Genomic DNA, 25,293 nt, shown 5'->3' on the forward strand with positions numbered 1-25,293 from the left:
CAAGTCCAAGGCCCGCCTCCGTGCGCGGGCCGTCCACTGCAAACGGCTACTTGGGCGGGGCTGGAGCCGGTTGCCCGGTGTCGCTGATCGGCGACCGCGCCTTCAGTTCGTTGAGGCCGCGAAGGCTCAGCTCGGCCCATCGCTCGACCACCCGCCGGAAGTCCATGCGGTTGGTGACGCGGTTGCGCTGTCCGTAGGTGTTGTCGCCGACGACGCGCCGGTCGACGGCGCGGCCCAGCAGGGCGCCGGTCTGGGAGTCCCGCACCTCGATGAAGTAGGTCGCCTCGCCGGCGTCGTTGGCGAAGCTGTAGGTGCGGCCGGGGTCCATGGTGTCCGGCGCCGAGACGCGGACGTTGAGCACGCCCGTCCTCAGCCACAGCACGTCGGGCCCGGCCTCGGTGACCACCGGATAGCCGCCCTTGTTGAACTCCTCGGCGAAGATCTCGCTGGCGCCGGCGACGCCCTGGGTGATGGCCTTCTGGACGTCCTTCTCGGAAATGTCCCGCGAAACGCCGAGGCCCTGGCTGTTGTAGTCGCGACGCCAGTTCTTCTCGAAGGTGACCTCGGTGGGGTCCAGCTTGACCTTGGTGTAGCCGGTGAAGGTCGCGCCCGGGGCCAGGTAGACCAGGTCGAAGCCCTTGGTCTTGACCTGGATCAGGCCGTCCCAGGTCTGAGGGGGCTTTGCGGCCAGCGCCGGTGCGGCGGTGGCGACGGTGAACGCCAGGAACACCGCCGGGATGAGCTGTCGACGATCCATTTTCTCGGCCTCGATCTGCTGTGGCCAAGCATCGCCATGACGGCCGGGATCACCATCGGGGAAAACCCTCGGGCCGGCGCCGTACACCCCGCGCCGGCGTATCAGGCGCATACCGCGTCAGAAGGCGTAACGCAGGCGCATGGCCACGACGTCCAGGGTCTGGCCGATCTGGACGCCGACCGGCGGGGTCGTCGGGGCGGGGCCGAAAGGCTCGGGATCGGCGGGGCTGGCGGGGTTCAGGCGGTCCACCTTCACATGCATGGCGTTCAGCATCAGGCGGATGCGGTTGGAGGGGTACCAGTTCAGCGCCAGGCTGAGGATGGCCTGGTCGCCGCCCCGGACCCCGCCGGGCGGGGGCGGCGCGCCGGGGGCGCCGGCGTAGGAATTGGCGTCCATCCGGCTGTAGCGCGCGGCCAGCTCCCAGGCGCCCCAGCCCCCGGCCCGCAGGGGACGCCGGGTCAGGGGACGTCCGAACACCGCGCGCGTCTGGTCGAAGCGCCGCGCCTCGCCCGTCAGCATCCAGCTGCCCTCGATGTAGAAGCCGAAGAAGCGCGGGTCGCGCGGGAGGTCGCGGGACGAGCGCTCGACCGCGAAATGGAAGGCCTCGGCCTGCAGGAACAGGTTGCGGCGGCGCGCGGCGAACTCCAGGCCCAGCACCCGGACGTGGTGGGCGACGATGTCGCCGGTGTCGAGCAGGGGCGTGTCGTCGACGCGCACCTCCGGCGTGGCCTGCAGCCGCACGCCGAACCCCGGCGTCCGGCCGTCCTGAGGGTCGCCGGGCGACAGCACGTAGATCAGCGATCCGCCCAGGTGGTAGCTGGAGTCCGCCGACGGATAGAAGGCCCGCGAGGTCCGCACGATCACCGCCGACTTGGGCGAGGTCTCGTCGTCCTCGTGCAGGACGGGTCCCGTCAGGCTGACCGCGGTCATCCAGTTGCGGGTCGCGCGCCGCACGGTCACGCCCAGCCGGCCGTCGCCGCCGCCCAGGCCGCGCGCCAGGTTGGCGGCCGTCGCCCGCTCCAGGAACGGGTTGGCGTCGGTGCTGGTCGCATCCTCCATGTTGGTCAGCTGGGGATAGGCCCCGGCGATGAACACCCAGGGCGCGAAGCGGCTGTAGCGGGCCCAGACCTCGGCGACGCGGGCCTCGCCGTGCTCGTCGCGGCCGCCGATGTCGAACATGGCCCGGTAGGACAGGTTCTCGCCCCACTGGCCCTCGCCGCCCAGGCGGGCCTTGCGCAGGTAGGAGCCGTCGGCCAGGGCCCGGGCGTCCAGGGTGTCGCCGCTGCCGATGGCGCCGCGCCGGAAGTCGGTCTCCGGCGGTCCGGCGGCGGGCTGGGTGTAGTTCGCGCCGTCGAGCTGGATGTAGCCCCGGAAGGTCCACGGACCCAGGCTGAAGTCCTGGTCCAGCACCGACAGCAGCTTCAGGGGCACGACCAGCAGGGCGTGGGGCGCCTCGGCCTGGTCCTCGGCCGTCGGCTGCTGCTGCGGGGCTTGTTCGGCGGAGGGCGTCGTCGCGGGAGGTCGGGCCGCCTCGGCCGGCGCCTCCGTCGTGGCGAGCGCCGCCGCGACGAGCAGCGCCAGGGTCAGGCGAGGTCTCCGGCGTCGAGGGGGCGGGCGGGGGTCATGGGAAGCCTCCAGGTTGGCGCCCACGGTCGGGTGGGCCGCGGGCCCGGGCCATCCGGCGGATACCCCAGCCGCCGGGCCGCAGGCGCCCGAGCCGGGGCCCGCGTCCCGGCCGCGCCGACCGTTCCGGCGCTCGCGAAAGGCGCGAGGGTTACGGGCAATCGACCTCGGGTCGTATCAGGTCCCCACCGGATACGTTCGCTCCGGAGCCGCTTCTAGCCTCTGCCGGAGACGCGTGGATCAGCCGCGCCGGTCACCGGGTCCAGTACATAGGGGCGACACGATGGGAACTCTCCACGGGCGGCTCGGGCCGCGATTGCTGATGGCGACCGCGCTGGTCGGGGGCCTCGGCATGGTTCAGGCGGCTCACGCCCAGGACGCGCCGAACTTCGAGGTCTACGGCTTCGCCCAGGTCGACTTCACCCAGGACTTCAACCGCGTCGACCCGGCCTGGGACGACGCCCTGCGGCCCTCGAAGATCCCGACGACGCAAGGCACGTTCGGCGACAACGGCCAGACCTCGATCAGCGTCAAGCAGAGCCGGTTCGGCGTGAAGGCCCAGCAGGACATCGCCGGCAAGCCGCTGTTCGTGAAGTTCGAATTCGACCTGTTCGGGGTCGGCGGCGACGCCGGCCAGACCACCTTCCGTCTGCGCCACGCCTACGGTCAGTGGGGCCCGGTCCTGGCCGGCCAGACCAACAGCGTGTTCATGGACGGCGACATCTTCCCCAACACCATCGAGTACTGGGGTCCGACGGGGATGGTGTTCCTGCGCAACCCGCAGATCCGCTACACCTTCGGTTCAGGCCCGGGCCAGTTCGCGATCGCGGTCGAGAAGCCCGGCAACGACATCGATCCGGGCAACATCCGCACCGTCTCTCCGGAGCTGGGCGCCAACATCCGGGGCGACGAGAGCCTGCCCGACCTGACCGGCCACTATCGCTACCAGGGCGACTGGGGCCACGTGCAGCTGGCGGGCATCCTGCGGCGGGTGGGCTACGAAACCGTCGGCACGACCGACAACAAACCCAAGAACACCAAGCTGGGCTGGGGCGTGAACGCCACGTCCAACATCAAGGTCGGAGCCAAGGACGTCGTCCATCTGGGCGTGGTCTACGGCGAAGGTATCGCCAGCTACATGAACGACGGCGGCACCGACATGGGCCCCGAAGCGGCGACCGGCGTCACCCTGCCGCTGCCCACCCCCGTGCCGCCCGGCTCGCTGCGCGGCGACGTGCTGCCGCTGCTGGGCCTGACGGCCTACTACGACCACTACTGGAACGACCAATGGTCCAGCTCGGTCGGCTGGAGCATGACCAAGGTCGACAACACCGATTTCCAGGAAGCCACGGCCTACACGTACGGCCAGTACGCCTCGGCCAACCTGCTCTACACGCCCGACCCGCGGATCCTGATCGGCGGCGAGCTGCTGTGGGGCGAGCGCAAGGACTTCAACGACAACAAGGGCGACGACCTGCGGGTGCAGGTGTCGTTCAAGTACAGCTTCTCCAGCAAAGATTTCCGCTAGGCGGCTCACGGGAGACGATCCGATGATGCAGACCAACGCTTCCCGCCGCGACCTCGCCAGGGGTCTCGCCGTCCTGGGTTTCGGCCTGACCGCCGGCGCCGGCCTGGCCGCGGCTCCGCCCGCTCAGGCCCAGGCCTCGGGCGCCGCCGCCGCGGCGGTCAAGGCCGCCTACGACAAGTACAAGGGGCTGCAGGAAGGCAAGAACGCCGACTACATCCCCGCGCTCGCCAAGGTGCCGTCGAACTATTTCGGCATCGCCCTGGCCACGCCCCAGGGGGCGCTGGCCACCGCCGGCGACATCGAGCCGACCTTCTCGATCCAGTCGATCTCCAAGGTCTTCACCCTGGCCCTGGTGTTCCAGGAATCCGGCGAGGACCTGATCGAGAACAGCATCGGGGTGGACGCCACCGGCCAGGTGTTCAACTCGATCGTCGCGGTCGAGCAGTACCGCGGCAAGGAGATGAACCCCCTGGTCAATCCCGGCGCCATCGCCACCACCGGCATGGTCAAGGGCACGCCCGACGAGGTCTGGAAGAAGATCCTGGCCCTGCATTCCGACTTCGCCGGCCGTCAGCTGTCGGTCGACGAGGAGGTCTACAAGTCCGAGGCCGACACCAACCAGCGCAACCGGGCCATCGGCGCCCTGATGTGGGCCTACGAGCGGTTCAAGAGCGACCCGGCCGTGGCCACCGACATCTACACGCGCCAGTGCGCCATCGCCGTCAACGCCAAGGACCTGGGCAACATGGCCGCCACCCTGGCCAACGGCGGCAAGAACCCGATCACCAAGAAGCAGGTGATCGATCCCAAGCACGTTTCCCGCCTCCTGGCGGTTATGGCGACCGCCGGCCTCTACGACGACAGCGGCAAGTGGCTGTTCCACACCGGCCTGCCCGCCAAGAGCGGCGTGGGCGGCGGGCTGATCGCCGTGTCGCCGGGCAAGTTCGGGGTCGGCACCTTCGCGCCGCCGCTGGACGCCGCCGGCAACAGCGTGCGCGGCCAGAAGGCGATCATCGACATCTCGAACGCCCTGGGCGGCAACCCGTACGAAGCCAAGCCGATCTGATCGGCCCGAGGTGAAGTTCATGCCAAGCTTTGCGTATCGGCGTCCGGCCCGGCTGGGCGCGGCGTCCTCCCTCGCCTGCGCCGCGGCCGGCCTGGTGCTGGCGGGCGCGGCGAGCCCGGCCCTGGCGCAGGACCTCCAGTCCACGGCGCCCCCGCCGCCGCCGGTCGCCAGCGCCGAGGACCTGGCGGCCATGCGCCGCGAGCTCCAGGCCCTGAGGTCCGAGAACGAGGCGGCCAAGGCGGCCGAGGCCGCGCGCGCCAAACGCATCGACGCCCTGGACGCCCAGCTCTCCTGGGCCGCGGGCGCCCCGCCGCCGACGGCGCCGGTCGCCACGACGACGGCCGCGTCCGACGACATCGTGCGGCTGCCGACCCGAGCGGCCGAGGACGCCGCCCCGCCGGCGCGCTGGGGCGGCTTCGAGCCCGGCAAGGGCCTGATCCTGATGCGCTCCGACATCGGCGAGGTCGACCTGGGCCTGGTCAGCTACCTGCGCTACCTGAACCAGCACCAGCTGGACAAATCCTATGTGGACGCCTTCGGGCGGACCAAGACCGTCACGCCGCGCGAGGACTTCCAGCTGGCCAAGGTGCAGATCACCGTGCGCGGCTGGCTGTTCGATCCGCGGTTCGGCTACAACGCCTATGCGTGGACCTCGCAGACCGCCCAGGGCCTGGGCGCCCAGGTGGTGTTGGCCGGCAATCTCAACTGGAAATTCAACGACGCCCTGCGGGTCTATTTCGGCATCCAGTCGGTGCCGTCGACGCGTTCGACCAACCGGACCTTCCCGTACTGGCTGCGCAACGACAACCGGCCGATCGCCGACGAGTTCTTCCGGGGATCGTACACCCAGGGCATCTGGGCCGACGGCAAGCTGGCCAAGGGCCTGGAATACCGGGTGATGGTGGCCAACAACCTGAGCGCCTTGGGGGTCAACGCCGGCCAGCTGGACGCCAAGCCCAACACCTGGTCGGGCGCCCTGACCTGGATGCCGACCACCGGAGAGTTCGGCCCGGCCAACGGCTTCGGCGATCCGGAGAACCACGACAAGGTCGCGACCCTGTTCAGCGTCCACTACACGCGCAGCACCGAGACGCCGCAGTCGCAACCCAATACCGAGTCCATCGAGAACACCCAGCTGCGGCTGTCCGACGGCACCCTGTTGTTCGCCAACGAAGCCTTCGGCACGCCGGGCCGGATCACCGAGGCGCGCTACCAGATGGTGGCCCTGGACGCGGCGGTGAAGCACCGGGGCTATGCGCTGGAGTTCGAGTACTATTCGCGCTGGCTGGACAACTTCAAGGTCAACGGGATCGTCCCGGTCACCGACCTGCACGACACCGGCTTCCAGCTCCAGGCCTCGGCCATGCTGATCCCCAAGACCCTGATGCTCTATCTGTCGGGCTCCAAGATCTACGGCGGCTACGGCGACCCCTACGACGTCGCCCTGGGCGTCAACTACTACCCGTTCCAGCGTCGGGACCTGCGGGTCAACGTGATGGGGCTCTACACCGACCGTTCTCCCGTCGGCTACACGGCCTATCCCGTCCCGGTCGGCGCGAACGGCTTCACCCTCGTCTCGGACTTCTCCCTCGCCTTCTAGGACCAGGAGGTCGCGATGCCTCGCCGATTTCTCTTCGCCGCCCTGGGGCTCCCGCTGGCGCTCGTCGCCGCGCAGGTCGCGGCCCAGACCCCGGTCCCGACCCCGAAGGGCTGTCAGTTCAGCGACAGCCACTTCCACCTGACCAACTACATCCAGGAGGGGCCCTCGGCCGCCGAGGTGCTGAAGCTGATGGGCGACCGGGTGTGCCGCACCACCCTGTTCGGCATCCCGCTGCAGCAGGAGTGGTCGCACCTGGAGAGCGGCGACATCGCCCCGACCTACTATCTCGAGGCCGACGCGCCGCTGTACTACTACTCGTTCACCGACGCCCAGATCGCCCTGCAGTACCGCGCCCTGTCGCCGGAGCAGCAGAAGCGGGTCGATCCGATGATCACCGGCTTCAACCCGGCCGACATGTACGCCGCCGACCACGTGCGGCGGGTGCTGACCCTGTTCCCCGGGGTCTTCACCGGCATCGGCGAGTTCTCGGTGCACAAGGAGTTCGTCTCGCCCAAGATCGCCGGCGGCGGGGCCAGCCTGACCGACCCGTCGCTGGACCGCCTGCTCGACTTCGCCGGCGAGGTCGGGCTGGTGGCGATCCTGCACAACGACATGGTCCGGCCCTTCACCAAGGACGCCAAGGTCCGGGGCTATTTCGACCAGCTGACGGCGCTGTACGCGCGCCATCCCAATACGACGATCATCTGGGCCCATGCCGGCATGGGGCGGGTCGTCCAGCCGGTGAAGTCCGAGGCGACCTATTTGGAGGAGATCCTCTCCAACCCCGCCATGAAGAACGTGATGTTCGACATCTCGTGGGACGAGGTGGCCAAGTACCTGGTGGCGACCGACGAGTCCTCGACCCTGGCGGCGGCCCTGATCAACAAATACCCGGACCGCTTCCTGTTCGGCAGCGACGTGGTCGCGCCCCGCTCGCCCGAGCAGTATTTCGCCGTCTACGAGGCCTACAAGCCGCTCTGGGCCAAGCTGACGCCCGAGACGCGCGAGAAGGTCCTGAAGGGCAATTACGAACGTGTTTTCGACGCCGCCCGGGTCAAGGTGCGGGCCTGGGAAAAGGCCAATGCGCGACCATAGGATTCGGCAAGCCCAGATTCGGGTGAACTGAGGTCTAGGCTCAGGTCTACACCTGATAGGTCTTGTCCGCCCGGGCGCCAAACTCCTCGCCGAGTTTGGCAAGAGCTGGGAGATCCAAGATGGGTCATTATCTTTCGGGCGTCGCGGCCGCCGTCTTGGTCGCTGGTGGGCTGGCCCTGAGCGGTTGCGCCACCGAGCAGTACGTCGACGAACACGTGGCCGCCGTGAACGCCCGCGTCGACGCCGTCGACGCCAAGGTGAACGCGCTGTCGACGCGGGTCGACGGCGTGGACAAGTCCGCCCAGGCGGCGCAGTCGCGGGCCGACGAGGCCTACGGCCTGGCGCGGGGCAAGATGGTCCGCACGGTGGTGAGCGAAAGCGACACCATCAATTTCGAGACCGCCAAGTGGGACCTGTCGGACGAGGCCAAGGCCACCCTGACCGCCTTCGCCGAGCGCCTGAAGGCCGACAACAAGAAGGTCTTCGTCGAGATCGTCGGCAACGCCGACCCGCGCGGCGACAGCGACAAGAACCGCATCCTGGGCGAGAAGCGCGCCCTGGAAACGCGCCGCTTCCTGTTCAGCCAGGGCATCCCGCTGGCCAGCATGGAGACGGTGTCGTGGGGCGAGGAACGCCCGGCCGCGACCGGCGACACGCCCGAGGACCTGGCCGCCAGCCGTCGTGTCGTGCTGCGCATCATCGAGTAGGCGTGAACGGCGCGCGGGTCGTTCCGCGCGCCGCCTCCGGTCCCCCGTCTTCCACCCTCAGGTCCGCACCGGATACCGGGCGGCGGGTTCGGCGGGAATGCTCGCCCTCGTCATCGTATCGGCATGGAGGACGAGCATGCGCGGGTCGGAGTTCATGGCCGCTCTCGGAGCGGTCGGGGTCGTTTGCCTGGGAGCCGGCGCGGCCGTCGCCCAGAGCGCGCCCTGGGACGGGTTCTATGTCGGCGGCAATGTCGGCGCGTCGTGGGGCGACACCACGCTGAGCATGAAGGCGGCGGCCGGTTCGGGCGGAATGGTCATCCCGCCCGGCGACATCGGCCTGATCAACGCCCCGATCTCGGAGGACGACGACAACGACGTCGGGTTCACCGGCGGCTTCCAGGCGGGCGTCAACTACTGGACGGGGGCGTGGCTGATCGGGATGGAGACCGACATCGGCTACTACAATCTGGGCGAGGACCGCGAGAAGACCTACCGGTCGGGGCTGGCGATCAACCCGCCGGTCGATTTCACGATCGAGCAGAAGGTGAAGACCGACTGGATGTGGACCCTGCGTCCCCGGATCGGCTACGGCAACGACACCTGGCTGGTGTACGCGACGGGCGGCGTGGCCGCGTCGGACATCAAGCTGTCGACCCGCTACCGCGACACCCGCACGACGCCGATCACGGGCAACAACGAGAAGTCCGACGTCAAGTGGGGCTGGACCGCTGGCCTCGGCGGCGCCTACGCCCTGAGCGACAGGACCGCGATCCGCGGGGAGTGGCTGTACACCGACTTCGGCACGATCAAGTCCCAGGCCACGGTCGGGTCAAGCTACGCCACCCTGAGCTCTGAGGCGGACGTGCGCGGCAACCTCTTCCGGCTCGGGTTCGACTACACCTTCTAGGGGCCTTGCGGCGAAGCCTGCGGACGGCATAACTGTTACCGTTATCATCCGCGAAGGATGAAACGGGAGGACGCATGGCTGTCGAAGGTGGAGCGCGGCGCGCGCGGGCTGGGCTTTGGGCGCGGTGGATCGCGCCGCTGGCCGTATTGGCGATGACGGCGGGCGCGGCCCAGGCCGCCCAAGCCGCGACGCCGGTGAAGATGGCCCTGACCTTCGACGACCTGCCGGCCCACAGCGCCCTACCGCCCGGCGTCAGCCGCATGGACGTGGCGGGTCGGCTGCTGGCCGCCTTCCACGACGCCAGGACGGGGCCGGTCTACGGCTTCGTCAACGGCGTGCAGGAGGAAAAGGAGCCGGACTCGGTGGGCGTGCTGTCGCTGTGGCGCGCGGCCGGCCATCCGCTGGCCAACCACACCTGGTCGCACATGAACCTCAACACCAACGGCCTGGCCGACTGGGAGGCCGACCTCGTCCGCAACGAGTCGCTGCTGGAAAAGCACATGGCCGGCCAGGACTGGCGCTGGGTGCGCTATCCCTATCTCAGCGAAGGCGAGACGCCCGAGAAGCACGCGGCGGCCCGCAAGGTGTTGAAGACCCGCGGCTACCGCATCGCCGGGGTGACGATGAGCTTCGGCGACTACGCCTGGAACGAACCCTACGCCCGCTGCATGGCCAAGGGCGACACGGCCGCCGTGGCGGTGCTGGAGGCCAGCTACCTGAAGGCCGCCAAGGACAGCCTGGACTTCGAGCGCGGCCTGTCGGCGACGCTGTACGGCCGCGACATCCCCTATGTGCTGCTGATGCACGCCGGGGCCTTCGACGCGCGGATGATGCCCAGGCTGCTGAAGCTGTACCAGGACAACGGCGTGACCTTCGTCGGGCTGGAGGAGGCCGAGCGCGACAAGTTCTACGCCGCCGACTTCCACGCCGAGGCCACCGCCGTCCCCACGACCCTGGAGGAGGCCATGAAGGCCAAGGGGCTGCCGGTGCCGTCGCAGCCCGCCTGGGGTGGGGCGGAACTCGACAAGATGTGCCGCTAGGCTTCGACCAAGGTCGGGGTCCTGTCGGATCCCGGAGTCACGCAGGATGAACCCGGGCTCCGGCGTTGGCCGGAGACCGCTCGAGAATGGTGAGGCGTCCATGAAGTCCTTCGAGAACGGCGTCGATCGCCGGCGCCTGCTGGCCGGCGGCGCGGCCGTCGCCGGAAGCCTGGTCCTGCCCTGGGCGGCGCGCGCCGACGCCCCCTCTGAAGCCGTCGAGATCGAGGTCGCCGAAGGCCGCCTGCGCGGCGTGCGGACCGGCGGCGTCGACGCCTACAAGGGCGTGCCCTATGGCGACAGCGTCTCGGGACCGAACCGCTTCAAGCCGGCCCGGCCCGTCGCGCCCTGGACCGGGGTGCGGGACGCCACCCGGCTGGGCACGCCCACCCTGCAGGACCCGACCACCGTCTACGGCCTGAACGAGCCGGCCCCGGGCGAGGACTGCCTGGTGCTGAACGTCTGGACCCCCGCCGGCGGGGGCAAGGGCAAGCCGGTGATGTTCTACAGCCACGGCGGCGGCTACACGACCGGCTCGGGCGGCAGCACGGCCCAGGACGGCTCGATGCTGGCCCGCGAGCACGACGTGGTGGTGGTGGCCCACAACCATCGCCTGGGCGTGCTGGGCTATCTGTACCTGGGCGAGCTGGGCGGGGCGGAATACGCCGGGTCCGGCAACCAGGGCCTGTCCGACATCGTGCTGGCCCTGAAGTGGGTGCAGCGGAACATCGCCGCGTTCGGCGGCGATCCCGGCAACGTGACGATCTTCGGCGAGAGCGGCGGCGGGGCCAAGACCTCGTGCCTCTACGCCATGCCGTCGGTCGCGCCGCTGTTCTCCAAGGCGATCATCCAGAGCGGCCCGGTGGTGCGGATCTCCACGCCCGACGTCGCCGCCCAGACGACGCGGTTCTATCTGGACCTGCTGGGCATCGCCCCGGCCGATTGGCGCAAGCTGCTGGATGTCCCCGCGCCCCAGGTCCTGGCCGCCCAGAAGGCCCTGCTGGCCAAATATCCGGGCGACAGCGGCGGCTGGAAGGGCATCCAGTCGCTCAATCCGGGCAGCTACGGACCCATCGTCGACGGCGGCCTGCTGCCGCATCACCCGTTCGATCCGACGGCCCCGGCCAGCGCCGCGGGCAAGCCGCTGATGATCGGCTGGCTGGATCGCGAGGCGGCCTTCTTCTCGTGGCAGAACAAGGACATCGAGGCCTTCCGGCTGGACGAGGCGGGGCTGAAGGCGCGGCTGGCGCCCAGGCTCGGCGACAAGACCCCGATGGTGATCGACGCCCTGCGGGCGGCCCATCCGGGCGCGAGCCCCAGCGACCTCTACCTGACGGCGCTCAGCTACCACGCCATGGGCGCGGGCTCTGTGGTCACCGCCGAGCGCAAGGCGGCCCAGGGCAAGGCGCCGGTCTATGTCTACAACATCGCCTACCGCTCGAACCGCAAGATGGACGGGACCGACATCGAGCTGGGGGCCATGCACGCCAGCGACATCCCCCTGGTGTTCAACACCGTGGCCTCGCCCAAGACCCTGGCCGGCGACCGCGCCGACCGCTTCGAGGCGGCCCGGAACATCAGCACCATGTGGGCCAATTTCGCGCGGTCGGGAAAGCCCAGCGCGCCCGGCCAGCCGGCTTGGCCTGCCTACGACCTGAAGACCCGATCGACCATGGTGCTGGACGTGGCCTGCAGCGTGGTCCCGGACCGGTTCGGGGCGGAGCGGAAGCTGTGGGCGCAGCTGGATCCGGCTGTTTCGGCCTAGTCGTTTCGCCCTTCAATTTCAGCCGTCATCCCGGGCGCAAGGCCCGGAATGACGGTTGTTATTTTGGAGCGTTGGAGGGGTCCTTGGCCAGCGCCGCCGCCGCATTCACCAGCTGGATGTAGCTGGCGCCGACGTTGATCACGTACTCGTTCTCGCCCCAGAAGAACGGCCAGTCCTCCTTGTTCTCGGGGAAGTCCGGCTTGACGATCAGCTCGCCGGGCACCACGCCGCCGGCGATGAAGCTGAAGTCGGCGCGGTTGTTGCCGTAGGCGACCTCCTTGGAGACCGTGCCCACGGCCGAGACCAGCGAGATGTCCGAGCCCGGATGGGTCCCGTACAGATAGTTCAGCGACCGGAACACCGCCTGGCCGTCGATGATCTCGGGGAAGGCCCTGTGCAGGGCCCAATGGGTCAGGCCGAACTCGGCGACGCCGCCGCTGCCGGCCCAGCCGCCCATGGCGATCGGCACGCCGAACGGGTTCTCGGTCAGCAGCTTGTCGCTCTGCGCCTTGTAGGCCCGCACCGCCGGCGCCATCCGCGCCTTGAAGGCCGGCGGCATGAACGGGACGGCCCGGGCGGCCAAGTCGGCGTTCTGGGCGAAGCGGGCCTCGACCTTGGGCCAGAGCTCGTCGATCCGGGCGGCGTATTTCGGGTCCTTGGTGGCGATCAGCAGTTCGACGGCGGCGCTGAACTCCTCGTCGACGATGTCGCCGCCGGTGGTGTTGCCGTGGTGGAAGAGGTCGGGGGCGTGGCTGTGCTCCTCGTCCCAGACCCGTTGGGCGGTGGCCAGGCAGTCGTCGGCCAGGGCGTCGCGATAACCGCGCAGGGCCCGGCTGGCCGCCGCCAGGGCGGCGATCGAGCCGTAGTTCAGCGGCGTGGACTTGCTGGTGAACGCCCAGCGGTCGTCCTTGACCCCGCTGCGGCCGTCCTTGACCTGGTCGGGGCCGAGGCTGGCGTCATAGACAAGGCCGTCGGTCTTGGTCACCGCGTCGCCCAGATGGGTGTACTGGCCGACGTCCGGCTCGACGATGCCGTGGATCGCGTGGCCGATGGCCTTGTGCTGGGCGAGCAGCTGCAGCGTGCCGTGCTCGATCTGCTGCAGGATATCGGGCGTCCCGTCCGGCACGTGGATCTCGACGTGCCGCCGCGCCTCGTCGACCGTGGTCTCGTCGCGGGTCAGGCGGAACTGCTCCCAGGTGTCGACCAGGGTGCGCACGACCGCGTAGTGGGTCTGGGTGCGGATGTCGAAGTCGCCCGCGTCGAACCAGCCGCCCACGTTGAGCCCGGGGATGTGCTCCATGGGCTTGAACGGCGTGTCGGTGGTCGGGCCCTGGCGGTAGAGGTCGATGTGCTCGTGGTTCAGCGGCGCCTGCAGGGCGTCGTCGCGGTGGCTGTCGCCGTGCCAGACCCGGTAGGCCTCGTTGACGAACATGTGGTCCATGGCGACCGGGAAATAGACGTCCAGGGTGGGATGCCAGGCGTCGGCGTAGAGCGTCGGATCGATCCGGAAGGGCGCGGTGCGCCGGCCGGCGTATTCGACGACATAGAGGCCCGGCGTCGTCACGGACGAGAAGTCGAACTCGGCGTAGGCGTAGCGCAGCCAGGGCTTCCAGGCCCCGAGCGGGGCGGTCAGCACCGGGGTGAAGGCCCCGGTCTCGCCCACCTTCAGCAGCCGGGCCTGGGCCTTGGGCGGATCGGCCGGGTCGCGCTCGACGATCGCCACCTTCTTCTGGCCCGGCGCGTAGCCCAGCTGGGAATGGGCTATGGACGGCGGGCGGACCCAGCCGGGCAGGGCGTTGGCCGAGACGGTCCATTCGACCACCCGACCGGTCTTGCCCGCGGGGATCGGGGCGCGCAGCACGTACCAGCCGTTCTGGGCCTGGTTGCGGCCGTCGTACAGCGAGACGGGGCCGCCGGCGGCGCTGGCGATGGTGATCCGCCGCGCGGGGTCTTCCGGGGCCAGCACGAAGCGGCCGGCGGTGACCAGGGGCAGGGGCTCGGCCCGGCCGTCCACCGGCGCCGCCATGGGGCTGCTGGGATAGAGCGGGAAGCTTCCCGGCTTGCCGTCGGCCAGGAAGGTCTTGCGGAAATAGGCCGAGGGCAGGACCTCGAGATTGAAGCCGGCCTTGCCCTCCAGGGCGGCGGGCAGCGGCTTGTCGAGGTTGACGCTGACGGTGAAGTCCCGGCCGCGGGGCTCGACGCGGATCGTGTAGCGGAAGTCCTGGCCGACGAATTCGAGGGTGGCGGTGATCACGCCGGTGGCCGGGTCGACCTTGCGCTCGATCAGCTTGGCCATCGGGTCCCACTGGCCGGGCGTGGGACTCAGCCGGACATCGCCGTTGGTGACGGTGCGCACCCCGTGCTGGATCAGCTCGACCCCGCTCATCTTGGCGTCGTTGAACAGGTCTTCCGAGCCGTTGCTGAACACCAGGACGTTCAGGCCGGGGGTCTCGAGATAGCCCTTGGCGTTGAGCTTGAGGGCGCCGGAAGCCGGGCTCGCGGCAGGCTTGGCCGGGGCCTGGGCCAGGGCGGCGGGCGCGACGCCGGCCATCAGGCTCGCGGCCAGCGCGGCGGCCTTCAACGACCGCGACAAGACTTCCATGATGCTCCTCCCGTCCTGGACGTCTCTCCAGGTTCCGGGCGCAACCTTCCCGTCTTGCGGGCGGGCGTCAACGCACTTTTGGTACCGGTCCCATATTTCGAGGTCCGGTGGCGATCGGGCGGAGAGGGGCCGGGAGAAAGAGGGGGGCCGCCGTCGCGAGGACGCCGGCCCCTTGAGGTAATCCACGGGCGGATGGGCGAGCGACTGACCGCCAGCCTGAAAAGCCCGCGATAGCGGTAACATTGTTCAGGGTCTCGTCAACGGGGTTTCTTGCAGAGCTTCGGCGGGCGACCGCCGATCCGTCCAAAGCCGGTTTCCGCTACGTCAGGACGAAGCGCCGTGAGCGGATGACGCGCAGATTGCGCGGGCGCCCTCTGTGTCGGGACTGCAACAACCGAACCGCCTTGCGAAAAAGGCTTTTGCGTCAAAAAAGCGGCAACCCGCTTATTTGTCAGGGTTTCTGATCATTTGTATGAGAAATGAGCCGATACAGCGCTGTCAAAATCGGTTTTGGGTCGCTTGACCGATTTCGCGTACTGATGTTACCGCTAACTCGATCGCCGATATTCCGCTGTTTTTGACGACAATCGCAAAAACGGTCGGGGTCCACGTATCGACGTCGAAACAAAAAGAACCAATGCCCCCTCGGGGGCTACTTGTGCGGGGAAACGGCTATGAAGCGACACCGTCGCCTGAATACCTCTGCGTCTCTGATAGCGCTGTCCGTGGCGATCTTCGCCGGCGGTCAGGCCCAGGCCCAGAGCAACAACGACAGCAGCACGGTCGACGAGATCGTCGTCACCGGCATCCGGGCCTCTCTGGAGCGCTCGATCGAGATCAAGCGCAGCAACAGCGGTGTGGTCGACGCCATCTCGGCCGAAGACATGGGCAAGTTCCCCGACACCAACCTGGCGGAATCCCTGCAGCGCATCACCGGCGTTTCGATCGACCGCACCAACGGCGAAGGCTCGCAGGTCACGGTCCGCGGCTTCGGCGGCGGCTTCAACCTGGTGACCCTGAACGGCCGGACCATGCCCTCGGCCAACGTCTCCACCGTCGGCGGCGACCAGTCGGCCGACTTCCAGACCGGCACCAGCCGTTCGTTCGACTTCTCGAACCTCGCCTCGGAAGGCGTCTCGACCCTGGAAGTCTACAAGACCGGCCGCGCGGGCATCCCGTCGGGCGGCATCGGCGCGACGATCAACGTCAAGACCCGCCGTCCCTTCGACGCGCGCGAGAGCGGCCTGACGGGCAGCCTCGGCGTGAAGGCGGTCTACGATACGAGCATGGACAACAAGCTCGAGGACGCGTCCAAGGTGACGCCGGAAGTCTCGGGCCTGCTGAACTGGACCGACGCGGACGAAAAGTTCGGCGTCACCCTGTTCGGCAGCTACCAGAAGCGCAACTTCACCAGCACCAGCGCCACGTCGAACGACTGGAACATCCGCAAGTATTCCGACTTCATCAATCCGGCCAACGGCTTCGTCCGCAACGGCGGCGCGACCCAGATCACCAATGCGCCGGCCAGCGGCGACACCCTGGTGGCGATCCCGAACGACAGCCGCTACCACTTCTCGCAAGGCAGCCGCGAACGCATCAACGCCCAGGCGTCGGTGCAATGGCGCCCGACCGAGAACATCCTGATCACGGCCGACGGCCTGTACGCCGACAACAAGTCGTTCGAACGCCGCAACGACCAGACCAACTGGTTCAACCGTCCGTTCGACAAGGTGACCTTCGACAAGAACCCGACGGTCGCCACCGCCGTGTTCCTGCAGGAAACCCTCAGCGGCACCAAGGACACCGGCTTCGAGCAGCAGTACCGCGCCAACGAGGACAAGCTGAAGTCGTTCGGCCTGAACGGCGCCTGGGACGTCACCGACCGCTTCAAGATCACGGTCGACGGCCACATCTCGAAGGCGTCCAGCGACCCTGACGCGCCCAACGGGACCAGCTCGACCTCGGTCAGCATCGGCGCGCCGATCATCTCGACGCACTCGGTGGACTACAACGGCAAGATCCCGGTCCAGGCCGTGGTCATCAACGACGCCCTGCCGCGCGGCAACGGCAACGGCGTGCTGGATGTCGGCGACCTGGGCAGCCAGGTGGCCCGCACCTCGGCCCAGAGCCAGGATCAAGAGATCAAGGAATTCCGCGCCGACGGCGGCTACGAATTCGACGACAGCGGCAGCCGCTTCGACTTCGGCTTCGACTACCGCAATTCGAAGATGAAGCAGGCCAGCATCAATACCCAGCAGGACCTGGGCAGCTGGGGCATCTCCAACCCGCGCGACGTGTCGCAGTACGCCGGCAACCTGGTGAAGCAATTCTGCCTGGCCTGCCGCTTCGACACCTTCGACGCGCATCAGAGCGGCACGGGCCTGGTCGCCTTCCGCGCCGACGCGATCGCCCTCTACAACGCCCTGTCGCCGCACTACGTCTCGGTCGGCAACGCCATCGGCGTGACCAGCCAGGACGACAACCGCGTCGACGAGAAGATCTGGGCCGTCTACGGCCAGCTGACCTGGAAGGGCGAACTGGCCGGCCACGAGGCCAGCATGGTCGCCGGCGCCCGCTACGAGGAGACCAAGTCGGAGTCCGTGTCGCTGATCCGCACGCCGCAAGCCGTCGTCTGGACCGCCGACAACGACTTCCGCATCGACACCGCCTCGACCTACTCGCCGATCTCGGGCAGCAACAAGTACAGCAACCTGCTGCCCGCCCTGGACTTCCAGATGGAACTGAGGAAGGACCTGATCGGTCGCTTCTCGTTCAGCCGCACGATCGCGCGGCCGGACTACGGCAACCTGTTCGCTTCGGTCGCCCCTCAGGCGCCGAACCGTCCGATCGCCAACGGCGCCATCCCGCTGGCCACCCGGGGCAACCCGGAACTGCAGCCGCTGATCTCGGACAACTTCGACGTCTCGGTCGAGTGGTACTACAAGCCCGACAGCTACATCTCGGCGGGCTTCTTCGAGAAGCGCGTGAACAACTTCGTGGGTACGGGCACGTTCAACCAGAGCCTGTTCGGCCTGCGTGACGCCAGCTCGGGCGCCGCCGGAACCCGTTCGGGCGACGCCAAGGCGTCCCTGGCCGCGATCGGCGCCGACCAGACCGACGTCAACCTGTTCACGATGACCTCGCTTATCAACACGACCGGTTCGGTGGCGGCCGCCACGGCCCAGTACCAGGCCAACCGCGGTCCGTCCGGCGACCTCAATCAGGCCTTCGTCGATGCGATCCTCGCGGCCACCGACGTCTCGCCCAACGCGTCCGATCCGCTGCTCAACTTCCAGGTCGCGCAGCCGATCAACAACAAGACGGGCAAGATCCACGGCTTCGAAATCGCCGCCCAGCACTTCTTCGGCGACACCGGCTTCGGCGTCTCCGGCGCCTACACCCTGGTGCGCGGCGACGTCGGCTTCGACATCGGTTCCGACCCGGGCCAGGACCAGTTCGCCCTGCTGGGTCTGAGCGACACGGCCAACGCCACCCTGATCTACGAAAAGAACGGGATCTCGGCGCGTCTGGCCTACAACTGGCGCGACAAGTTCCTGCAGGCCACCAACCGCGGCGGCTCGCGCAACCCGGTGTTCGTCGCGCCGTTCGGCGAGCTGGACTTCAACATCAGCTACGACGTGACGTCCAAGCTGGCGATCTCGCTGGAAGGCATCAACCTGACCAACGAGAGCCTGCGCACCTACGCTCGCGACGAACACGAGCTGTGGTACGCGCAAGAACTGGACCGCCGCTTCCTGCTCGGAGCGCGCTACAAGTTCTAAGGAACGTAGCCATGGTCGGGTCCCGGGGCTCTTGTCTTGGGGGGCCGACCTAGGTCGGGGGGAAGGGCCGCTGTTCGCAGCGGCCCTTTCTTCTCTACAGTGGCCGGACACCCAACCCGCGCCGCGGGTCCGGGACCGGAAGTTGGGGCGGACATGACGAACCGAGTGCTGCTTAACAACGTCGACCATGGCGATCTGCGGGTCGCCACGGGGCACGGTCCCGCCTTCGGCGACGACATCAACCAGGTGCTGATCTTCCCCACCGAGTTCGAGGCGGTTCAGCGCGAATATCCGATCTTCTTCCGCAAGGACGCCGAGGGCGCCTTCCAGTCGGTGGCCCTGCTGGGCCTGGACCGGGACGAGAACCTGTTCCTCGAGCCAGGCGGCTGGAACGCCCGCTACGTGCCGGCCATCCAGCAGCGCGGTCCGTTCTCGATCGCCCTGCGCGACCGAGGCGCCGAGCCGATGATCCATGTCGATCTCGACCATCCCCGCGTCGGCGCCGCCGACGGCGAGCCGGTGTTCCTGCCGGCCGGGGGAAATTCGCCCTATCTGCAGCACGTCGCGCGCCTGCTGGGCGTGATCTACGACGGCCTGGAGTTCAGCAAGGCGATGTTCGCGGCCTTCGAGGCCCACGGCCTGGTCGAGCCGGTCGACGTCGAGATCAAGCTGGACGACTACACCCAGTACGACCTGCCCGAGCTCTACACGATCTCCCAGGACCGGTTCGCGGCCCTGGACGCCGCCGGGCTGGAGGCGCTGCATCGCAGCGGGTTCCTGGCCGCCGCCCAATGGGTCCTGTCGTCCCTGGGCAATGTCGGGTTCCTGGTCGAGCTGAAGAACCGCAAGCGGGCCGGGGCCTGAGCGGAGGGATCCGATGACCGACATCGCTCGCAGGACGCCGGTGGTCGAGGGGCTGACGCCCGACCAGATCCCGTTCGACGAGATCCTGACCCTCCAGCGGCCGACGATCTTCCGCGGCATGGCCCGCGACTGGCCGCTGGTGCGGGCGGGCCTGCGGTCGCCCCGCGCGGCCATGGACTACCTCCTGTCGCACGATCGCGGCGAGCGCTTCGTCGGCTATACCGGCGCGCCCGAGATCAAGGGGCGGTTCGGCTATGACGAGGCCGTCGCCCGCCTGAATTTCCAGACCGAGCGCACGCCGCTGCCGGCCTTCCTGGAGCGGATCGAGCAGACCTTGGACGAACCTGGGGAGGAACCCGGCGGGCCGTCGCTCTACATCGGCTCCAGCGACATCGACGCCTATCTGCCGGGCCTGCGGGCCGAGAACGACCTGGGCCTGGACCTGACCGCCCTGGGCGACGCCACGCCCCTGGCCAGCATCTGGATCGGCAACCGCACGGTCGCCGCCGCCCACTACGACATGTCCAACAACATCGCCGTCTGCGCGGTGGGCCGGCGACGCTTCACCCTGTTCCCGCCCGAGCAGGTGGAGAACCTCTATCCCGGCCCGCTGGACATGACGCCGGGCGGCCAGGCGGTCAGCATGGTCGACTTCGACGCCCCGGACTTCGAGCGGTTCCCGCGCTTCCGCGACGCCCTGGCCGCCGCCCAGGTGGCCGAGCTGGAGCCCGGCGACGTGCTGGTCTATCCGGCCCTGTGGTGGCACCAGGTCGAGGCGCTGGCTCCGTTCAACGTGCTGGTGAACTACTGGTGGAACGCCGCGCCGGCCTTCATGGACACCCCCATGAACACCCTGCTGCACGGCCTGCTCAGCCTGCGCGACCGGCCCGACTTCGAGAAGCAGGCCTGGAAGAAACTGTTCGACTACTACGTCTTCGGTCCCGCCGACCGGGCCGGCGCGCACCTGCCCGAGGGCGCGCGCGGCGACCTCGGACCGATGGACGACCGCAAGGCCCGCCGGCTGCGGGCCTATCTGCTCAACCGCCTCAACCGCTGACGACCAGGAGAACGCCATGCAGGATCAGGTCGTGAAGAGGGTCGTCGTCGCCGGGGGCGGCACGGCCGGCTGGATGGCCGCCGCGGCCCTGGCCAAGCAGCTGGGCCCGCTGCTGGACATCACCCTGGTGGAGTCCGACGAGATCGGCACGGTCGGGGTCGGCGAGTCCACCATCCCCACGGCCCGCACCTTCAACGCCCTGCTGGGCATCGACGAGCCGGCGTTCATGCGCGCCACCCAGGCGACGTTCAAGCTGGGCATCTCGTTCGAGAACTGGGGCCAGATCGGCGACCGCTACATCCACTCGTTCGGCCAGGTGGGGAAGTCGAACTGGATGGGAAGCTTCCATCACTTCTGGCTGCAGGCGAAGGCGGCCGGCTTCGGCGGCGAGCTGGGCGACTACTGCTTCGAGCTGAAGGCCGCCGAGGCCGACAAGTTCTCGGTGGGCGAGGGGCCGGAGCTGAACTACGCCTACCACCTGGACGCCACGCTCTATGGCGGCTTCCTGCGCAAGATGAGCGAGGCCCTGGGCGTCAAGCGGGTCGAGGGCAAGATCGGCCAGGTCCAGCAGAATGCCGAGACCGGCTTCATCGAGGCCCTGGTCCTGGAGAACGGCGACCGGGTCGAGGGCGACCTGTTCGTCGACTGCACGGGCTTCCGGGGTCTGCTGATCGAACAGACCCTGAAGGCCGGCTACGAGGACTGGGGGCACTGGCTGCCGACCAACAGCGCCCTGGCGGTCCAGACCAAGTCGACGGGCCCCGCCGTGCCCTACACCCGCGCGATCGCCCACACGGCCGGCTGGCGCTGGAAGATCCCGCTGCAGCACCGGGTGGGCAACGGCCTGGTCTACAGCAACGAGTACATGTCGGACGACGAGGCCCGCGCCACCCTGCTGGAGGCGCTGGACGGCGAGCGGCTGATCGAGCCGCGCGTCATCCGCTACCGCACCGGCCGGCGGCTGAAGACCTGGTCCAAGAACTGCGTCGCCCTGGGCCTGGCCAGCGGTTTCGTCGAGCCGCTGGAATCGACCTCGATCCACCTGATCATGATCGGGGTGACGCGGCTGATGCAGCTGTTCCCGTTCACCGGCTTCAGCGAGGCGGTGATCGCCCGCTACAATCAGCAGGCCGTCGACGAACTGGAGAAGATCCGCGACTTCATCATCCTGCACTACAAGCTGACCGAACGGACCGACAGCCCGTTCTGGGACCGCTGCCGGACCATGGAGGTGCCCGACAGCCTGGCCCACCGCATCGAGCTCTTCCGCGAAAGCGCCCAGGCCTTCCAGGCGCCGGGCGAGCTGTTCCAGGTCGACTCGTGGCTGCTGGTGATGCTGGGTCAGCGGCTGCAGCCGACCGGCTATCACCAGATGGGCCGGCTGATGCCGCCCGAGGAGCTTCGCGGAGCGCTGTCGGGCCTGAGCGCCAACATCGCCCGCGCCGTCGGCGGGCTGCCCGGGCACCAGGCCTTCCTGGAGCGGTACTGCGGAATCTCGGCGGCCTGATCCAACCCAAAGCTGCGCCTTTCCAATCGGCCCTCCTTGAGCGATAGTTCGCGCATGGGTAGTCATTCGGCGCGCCGCAATCCCTGGTCAATCTCCGTGGCCGAGGCGGCGCCGTTGGGAGGGGCAGTCATGGAATCTCACGCTCGCACGCGGTGCGTCGCCCTGGCCGGCGTCTCGGCCGTCGCCCTGGCCCTGGCGGCCGCGCCGTCGCACGGGCTGGCCCAGGACAAGGCCGCCAAGCCGGCCGCCCAGGCGCTGAAGGCGGCCCCGCCGAACGTCTTCGCCAACCCGCCGGCCGCCATCCCGGAGGAAGAGCCCGCGCCGCCCCGGCTGACCGCGCCCCTGGGCGTGATCAAGCCGCCGGAGCCCATCCCCGGCGCCGACAGCTACGTCGATCCGCGCAAGAACATCCTCTACAAATTCTCGATCGAGTTCACCGAGGGCACGGTCCGCAACCCGTGGACGCTCAGCGACGACAAGGTGCTGCTGCGCTCGTACCACAGCTCGGCGGTCGACCCGGACACGCCCTTCCTGGCCCCGACCATCACCATGCGCCCCGGCCAGACGGTGCGGATCAGCCTGAACAACGACCTATTCGAAACCAAGGATGGCAAGCGCCTGCCGGTCGAGAAGTGCAAGATGCCGGACGGGGGCGTGAACGTGCCCCACTGCTTCAACGAGACCAACCTGCACGCCCACGGCCTGTGGGTCTCGCCGTCGGGCAACAGCGACAACGTGCTGATCTCGATCAATCCGGGCGTGACCTTCGACTACGAGTACAACGTCCCGTCCGACCACGCGGCCGGCACCTTCTGGTACCACCCGCACAAGCACGGCTCGACCGCCCTGCAGGTGTCCAGCGGCATGACCGGGGCGTTGATCATCAAGGACGACCGCGTGCCGACGGCGACCACGCCGGGCGACATCGACGTCCTGCTGCAGGACGAGAAGGGCCAGGCTTTCCCCGACAAGGTGCTGATGTTCCAGCAGGTGCAGTACGCCTGCTTCGACAAGGACGGGAAGATCCAGCAGTCGAACACGCCCAAGGGCCAGCCGTGGCTCTGCAACGCGGGCCAGGTCGGCGAGATCCGCGACTACGATCAGCAGCTGAGCAACAGCACCAGCTGGCAGTATTCCGGCCGCTTCACCTCGATCAACGGCAAGGTCCAGCCCGGCGTCACGGGGCTCCAGGCCGGCCGGTTCGAGCGCTGGCGGCTGATCCACGGCGGGGTGCGCGAGGCCGTGAACTTTCGGCTGTTCCCGATGAAGGCCGGAGCGCCCGACTGGAACACCGTGTCCGCCGATCGGCAGGACAAGTTCATGCGCGAGTTCTGCGGCGGAAGCGCCCTGCCGATGTGGGAGGTGGCGGTCGACGGCCTGACCCGGTCCCAGGTGTTCCGCACCAGCGAGGCGCGCCTGCAGCCCGGCTACCGGGCCGACCTGCTGGTCTATTTCCCGACCGCCGGGAACTACTGCATCATCGACGGGGCCAGCGACGCCCTGGGCAGCCCCAGCCAGGCGGCCGAGCCGATCAAGCTGCTGGGCGTGGCGGTGGTGGCCGCGGGCAGGGCGCCCGCCGATCCCGACAAGGCGCTGCGCGACCAGATGAAGGCCGCCGCCGACCGCAACATCACCGACGGCAAGATCAAGGCCGAGGTGGTCGCCGACATCGACGCCAATCTGAAGCTGTCGAAGTTCGTCTGGCACAAGCCGATCGCCGAGGCGGAGCTGAACGCGCCGCCGCAGGACCTGCGGTTCGCCATCGTCGCGGACCCGAAGCGGCCGGGGAAGTCCCTGTTCCAGGTCAATAACCCCAAGCTGCCGCCGGACGAGAGCGGGGTCTATGTGCCGTCGCGGATCGACCGCACGGCCAAGATCGGCGACGTCCAGGAGTGGCGGCTGACCTCGGACGTCGGGTCCCACCCGTTCCACATCCACGTCAATCCGTTCCAGGTGATCAGCGTGCTGAACCCGGCGGGCCAACCAGTCACCGACCCGGGCACGCCGGCCTACGACCCCGACTACGCCGGGGTGCTGGACCAGTGGAAGGACACCCTGTTCGTCAAGCGGGGCTACAAGATCGCCGTGCGCACCCGCTACGAGCGCTACATCGGCGAGTACGTCCTGCACTGCCACATCCTCGACCACGAGGACCAGGGCATGATGGCCAACGTCAAGATCGGCATCCCCGACGGCCAGGGCGGCATGGCCGAGGCGCATGGGGGGCACGAGGGGCACTGATCGGGACGATTTGGGGGACACACACTCACCCTGCGGCCCCGCCAAGCTGGCCGCCCCTTTGAGTGAGTGTGTGTCCCCAACTTCGAGCTGGAAGACGCCCTCTACTCCGCCGCCTGCAGCCGCACGGGCGTCGCCGGCGCGGCCGCGGCCACCAGCGGCAGGCGGACCTGCACCAGCAGCCCCTCGCCCGGCAGGCTCAGCCGGATGTCGCCGCCGTGGGCGCGGACCACCGAGCGGGCGGAGCTGAGCCCCAGGCCCACGCCCTGCTTGCTGGACGTGCGGGCCTCGACGCCGCGGTAGAACGGGGTGAACACCCGCTCCAGCTCGCCGGGCTCCAGGCCCGGGCCCCGGTCGCGGATCTCGACCACCGTCTCGTCGCCCTCGACGTGCAGGGCGACGCGGGCGCTGTCGCCGTACTTGACCGCGTTGTCGACCAGGTTGGCGAACACCCGCTGCAGGCCCAGCACCGAGACCTCGACCTCGGCCGGTTCGCCCGGCTCCAGGGCGACGTCGGCGCCGGTGACCTCGGCCTCGTCGATCACGCATTCCAGCAGCGAGCGCAGGTCCACCCGCTGGCGGGCGCCGGCCTCGGCGTCCTCGCGCATGAAGGCCAGCACCGAGGTGATCATCGCCTCCATCTGGTCCAGGTCCTGGCCGATCTCGCGGCGCAGGGCGGGCGAGGCGCGCTCCAGGCGGAAGCGCAGGCGGGCCAGGGGCGTGCGCAGGTCGTGCGAAATCGCCCCGATCATCGCCGTGCGGTCGGTGATGTAGCGGCTGAGCCGGCCCTGCATGGCGTTGAAGGCCCGGGCGGCGCGGCCGATCTCGGCGGGGCCGTCGGCGACGATCACCGGCGAGGCGGGGTCGCGGCCCAGTTGCTCGGCGGCGGCGGCGAAGCCGGCCAGGGGCGCGGCCAGGCGGCGGGCGAACACCCAGCCCAGCGGCGCCACCACGGCCAGGGACAGGGCGAACCACATCAGCACCCGGCGCTGCCAGCTGTTGGGGAAGGCCTCGGGCCGGGGGCGCAGGGTCACCCACTGGTTCGGGCCCACGCGCAGGGCGGCCACGAAGTCGCCCTCGATGAACGGCGGCGGGGCCAGGCCGAACAGGCTGCGGGTCACCGGCGCGGGCAGGGGGCGGCCGACCGCGGGCTCGGGC

General features: G+C 69.0%; 17 protein-coding genes. 13 read left to right on the forward strand and 4 right to left on the reverse strand.

Features of this window, described 5'->3' with window-relative positions; translation table 11 throughout:
* Positions 1 to 46: 46 nt before the first annotated feature.
* Positions 47 to 757, reverse strand: a complete 711-nt coding sequence (locus WAE60_RS12065) for a DUF3313 family protein (protein ID WP_337686683.1) — start codon at positions 755 to 757, stop codon at positions 47 to 49.
* A 117-nt stretch (positions 758 to 874) separates the two neighbouring features.
* Entirely contained in the window at positions 875 to 2,407 is a 1,533-nt protein-coding gene (locus tag WAE60_RS12070; protein WP_337686685.1) for a porin, read from the reverse strand.
* A 325-nt stretch (positions 2,408 to 2,732) separates the two neighbouring features.
* Between WAE60_RS12070 and WAE60_RS12075 the strand changes: the two genes are divergently transcribed.
* The 8 genes from WAE60_RS12075 to WAE60_RS12110 all read left to right on the forward strand — a co-directional run bounded on the left by WAE60_RS12075 (position 2,733) and on the right by WAE60_RS12110 (position 12,085).
* Positions 2,733 to 3,908 carry a DcaP family trimeric outer membrane transporter gene (locus WAE60_RS12075; protein WP_337686687.1) on the forward strand — a complete coding sequence of 392 codons (1,176 nt, stop codon included), beginning with the start codon at positions 2,733 to 2,735 and terminating at the stop codon, positions 3,906 to 3,908.
* 22 nt (positions 3,909 to 3,930) lie between these two features.
* Complete coding sequence (gene glsA / locus WAE60_RS12080) at positions 3,931 to 4,974, forward strand: glutaminase A (RefSeq protein WP_337686689.1); 1,044 nt, start codon at positions 3,931 to 3,933, stop codon at positions 4,972 to 4,974.
* A 19-nt stretch (positions 4,975 to 4,993) separates the two neighbouring features.
* A complete protein-coding gene (locus WAE60_RS12085) occupies positions 4,994 to 6,574 on the forward strand; it encodes a hypothetical protein (RefSeq protein WP_337686691.1) in 1,581 nt (526 codons plus the stop codon).
* Between the two features lie 15 nt (positions 6,575 to 6,589).
* Positions 6,590 to 7,669, forward strand: a complete 1,080-nt coding sequence (locus WAE60_RS12090; RefSeq protein WP_029908051.1) for an amidohydrolase family protein — start codon at positions 6,590 to 6,592, stop codon at positions 7,667 to 7,669.
* A 119-nt stretch (positions 7,670 to 7,788) separates the two neighbouring features.
* Positions 7,789 to 8,376: an OmpA family protein gene (locus WAE60_RS12095; RefSeq protein WP_029908048.1), complete on the forward strand. Its 588-nt coding sequence runs from the start codon at positions 7,789 to 7,791 to the stop codon at positions 8,374 to 8,376.
* Positions 8,377 to 8,530: 154 nt separating this feature from the next.
* Positions 8,531 to 9,283: an outer membrane beta-barrel protein gene (locus WAE60_RS12100; RefSeq protein WP_337686693.1), complete on the forward strand. Its 753-nt coding sequence runs from the start codon at positions 8,531 to 8,533 to the stop codon at positions 9,281 to 9,283.
* 74 nt (positions 9,284 to 9,357) lie between these two features.
* Positions 9,358 to 10,323, forward strand: coding sequence for a polysaccharide deacetylase family protein (locus WAE60_RS12105; RefSeq protein WP_337686694.1), 966 nt, complete (start codon positions 9,358 to 9,360; stop codon positions 10,321 to 10,323).
* 100 nt (positions 10,324 to 10,423) lie between these two features.
* Positions 10,424 to 12,085, forward strand: a complete 1,662-nt coding sequence (locus tag WAE60_RS12110; protein WP_337686695.1) for a carboxylesterase family protein — start codon at positions 10,424 to 10,426, stop codon at positions 12,083 to 12,085.
* Between the two features lie 58 nt (positions 12,086 to 12,143).
* Here the strand turns inward: WAE60_RS12110 and WAE60_RS12115 are convergent, their stop codons facing one another.
* Complete coding sequence (locus WAE60_RS12115; protein ID WP_337686696.1) at positions 12,144 to 14,687, reverse strand: glycoside hydrolase family 9 protein; 2,544 nt, start codon at positions 14,685 to 14,687, stop codon at positions 12,144 to 12,146.
* Between the two features lie 674 nt (positions 14,688 to 15,361).
* Between WAE60_RS12115 and WAE60_RS12120 the strand changes: the two genes are divergently transcribed.
* From WAE60_RS12120 to WAE60_RS12140, 5 genes are all read left to right on the forward strand, one after another.
* A complete protein-coding gene (locus WAE60_RS12120; protein ID WP_029908038.1) occupies positions 15,362 to 18,469 on the forward strand; it encodes a TonB-dependent receptor in 3,108 nt (1,035 codons plus the stop codon).
* 153 nt (positions 18,470 to 18,622) lie between these two features.
* On the forward strand, positions 18,623 to 19,333 hold the full coding sequence (locus WAE60_RS12125; RefSeq protein WP_029908036.1) for a SapC family protein: 711 nt from the start codon (positions 18,623 to 18,625) through the stop codon (positions 19,331 to 19,333).
* Positions 19,334 to 19,346: 13 nt separating this feature from the next.
* Entirely contained in the window at positions 19,347 to 20,390 is a 1,044-nt protein-coding gene (locus tag WAE60_RS12130) for a cupin-like domain-containing protein (protein ID WP_337686699.1), read from the forward strand.
* A 16-nt stretch (positions 20,391 to 20,406) separates the two neighbouring features.
* Positions 20,407 to 21,897: a tryptophan halogenase family protein gene (locus tag WAE60_RS12135; RefSeq protein ID WP_337686701.1), complete on the forward strand. Its 1,491-nt coding sequence runs from the start codon at positions 20,407 to 20,409 to the stop codon at positions 21,895 to 21,897.
* Positions 21,898 to 22,026: 129 nt separating this feature from the next.
* A complete protein-coding gene (locus WAE60_RS12140; RefSeq protein ID WP_337686703.1) occupies positions 22,027 to 24,138 on the forward strand; it encodes a multicopper oxidase family protein in 2,112 nt (703 codons plus the stop codon).
* A 101-nt stretch (positions 24,139 to 24,239) separates the two neighbouring features.
* Here the strand turns inward: WAE60_RS12140 and WAE60_RS12145 are convergent.
* A partial coding sequence (locus WAE60_RS12145; protein WP_337686704.1) for a HAMP domain-containing sensor histidine kinase occupies positions 24,240 to 25,293 on the reverse strand: 1,054 nt, incomplete at its 5' end.

The sequence above is a fragment of the Caulobacter sp. CCG-8 genome (assembly GCF_037402475.1).
Taxonomy (GTDB): domain Bacteria; phylum Pseudomonadota; class Alphaproteobacteria; order Caulobacterales; family Caulobacteraceae; genus Caulobacter.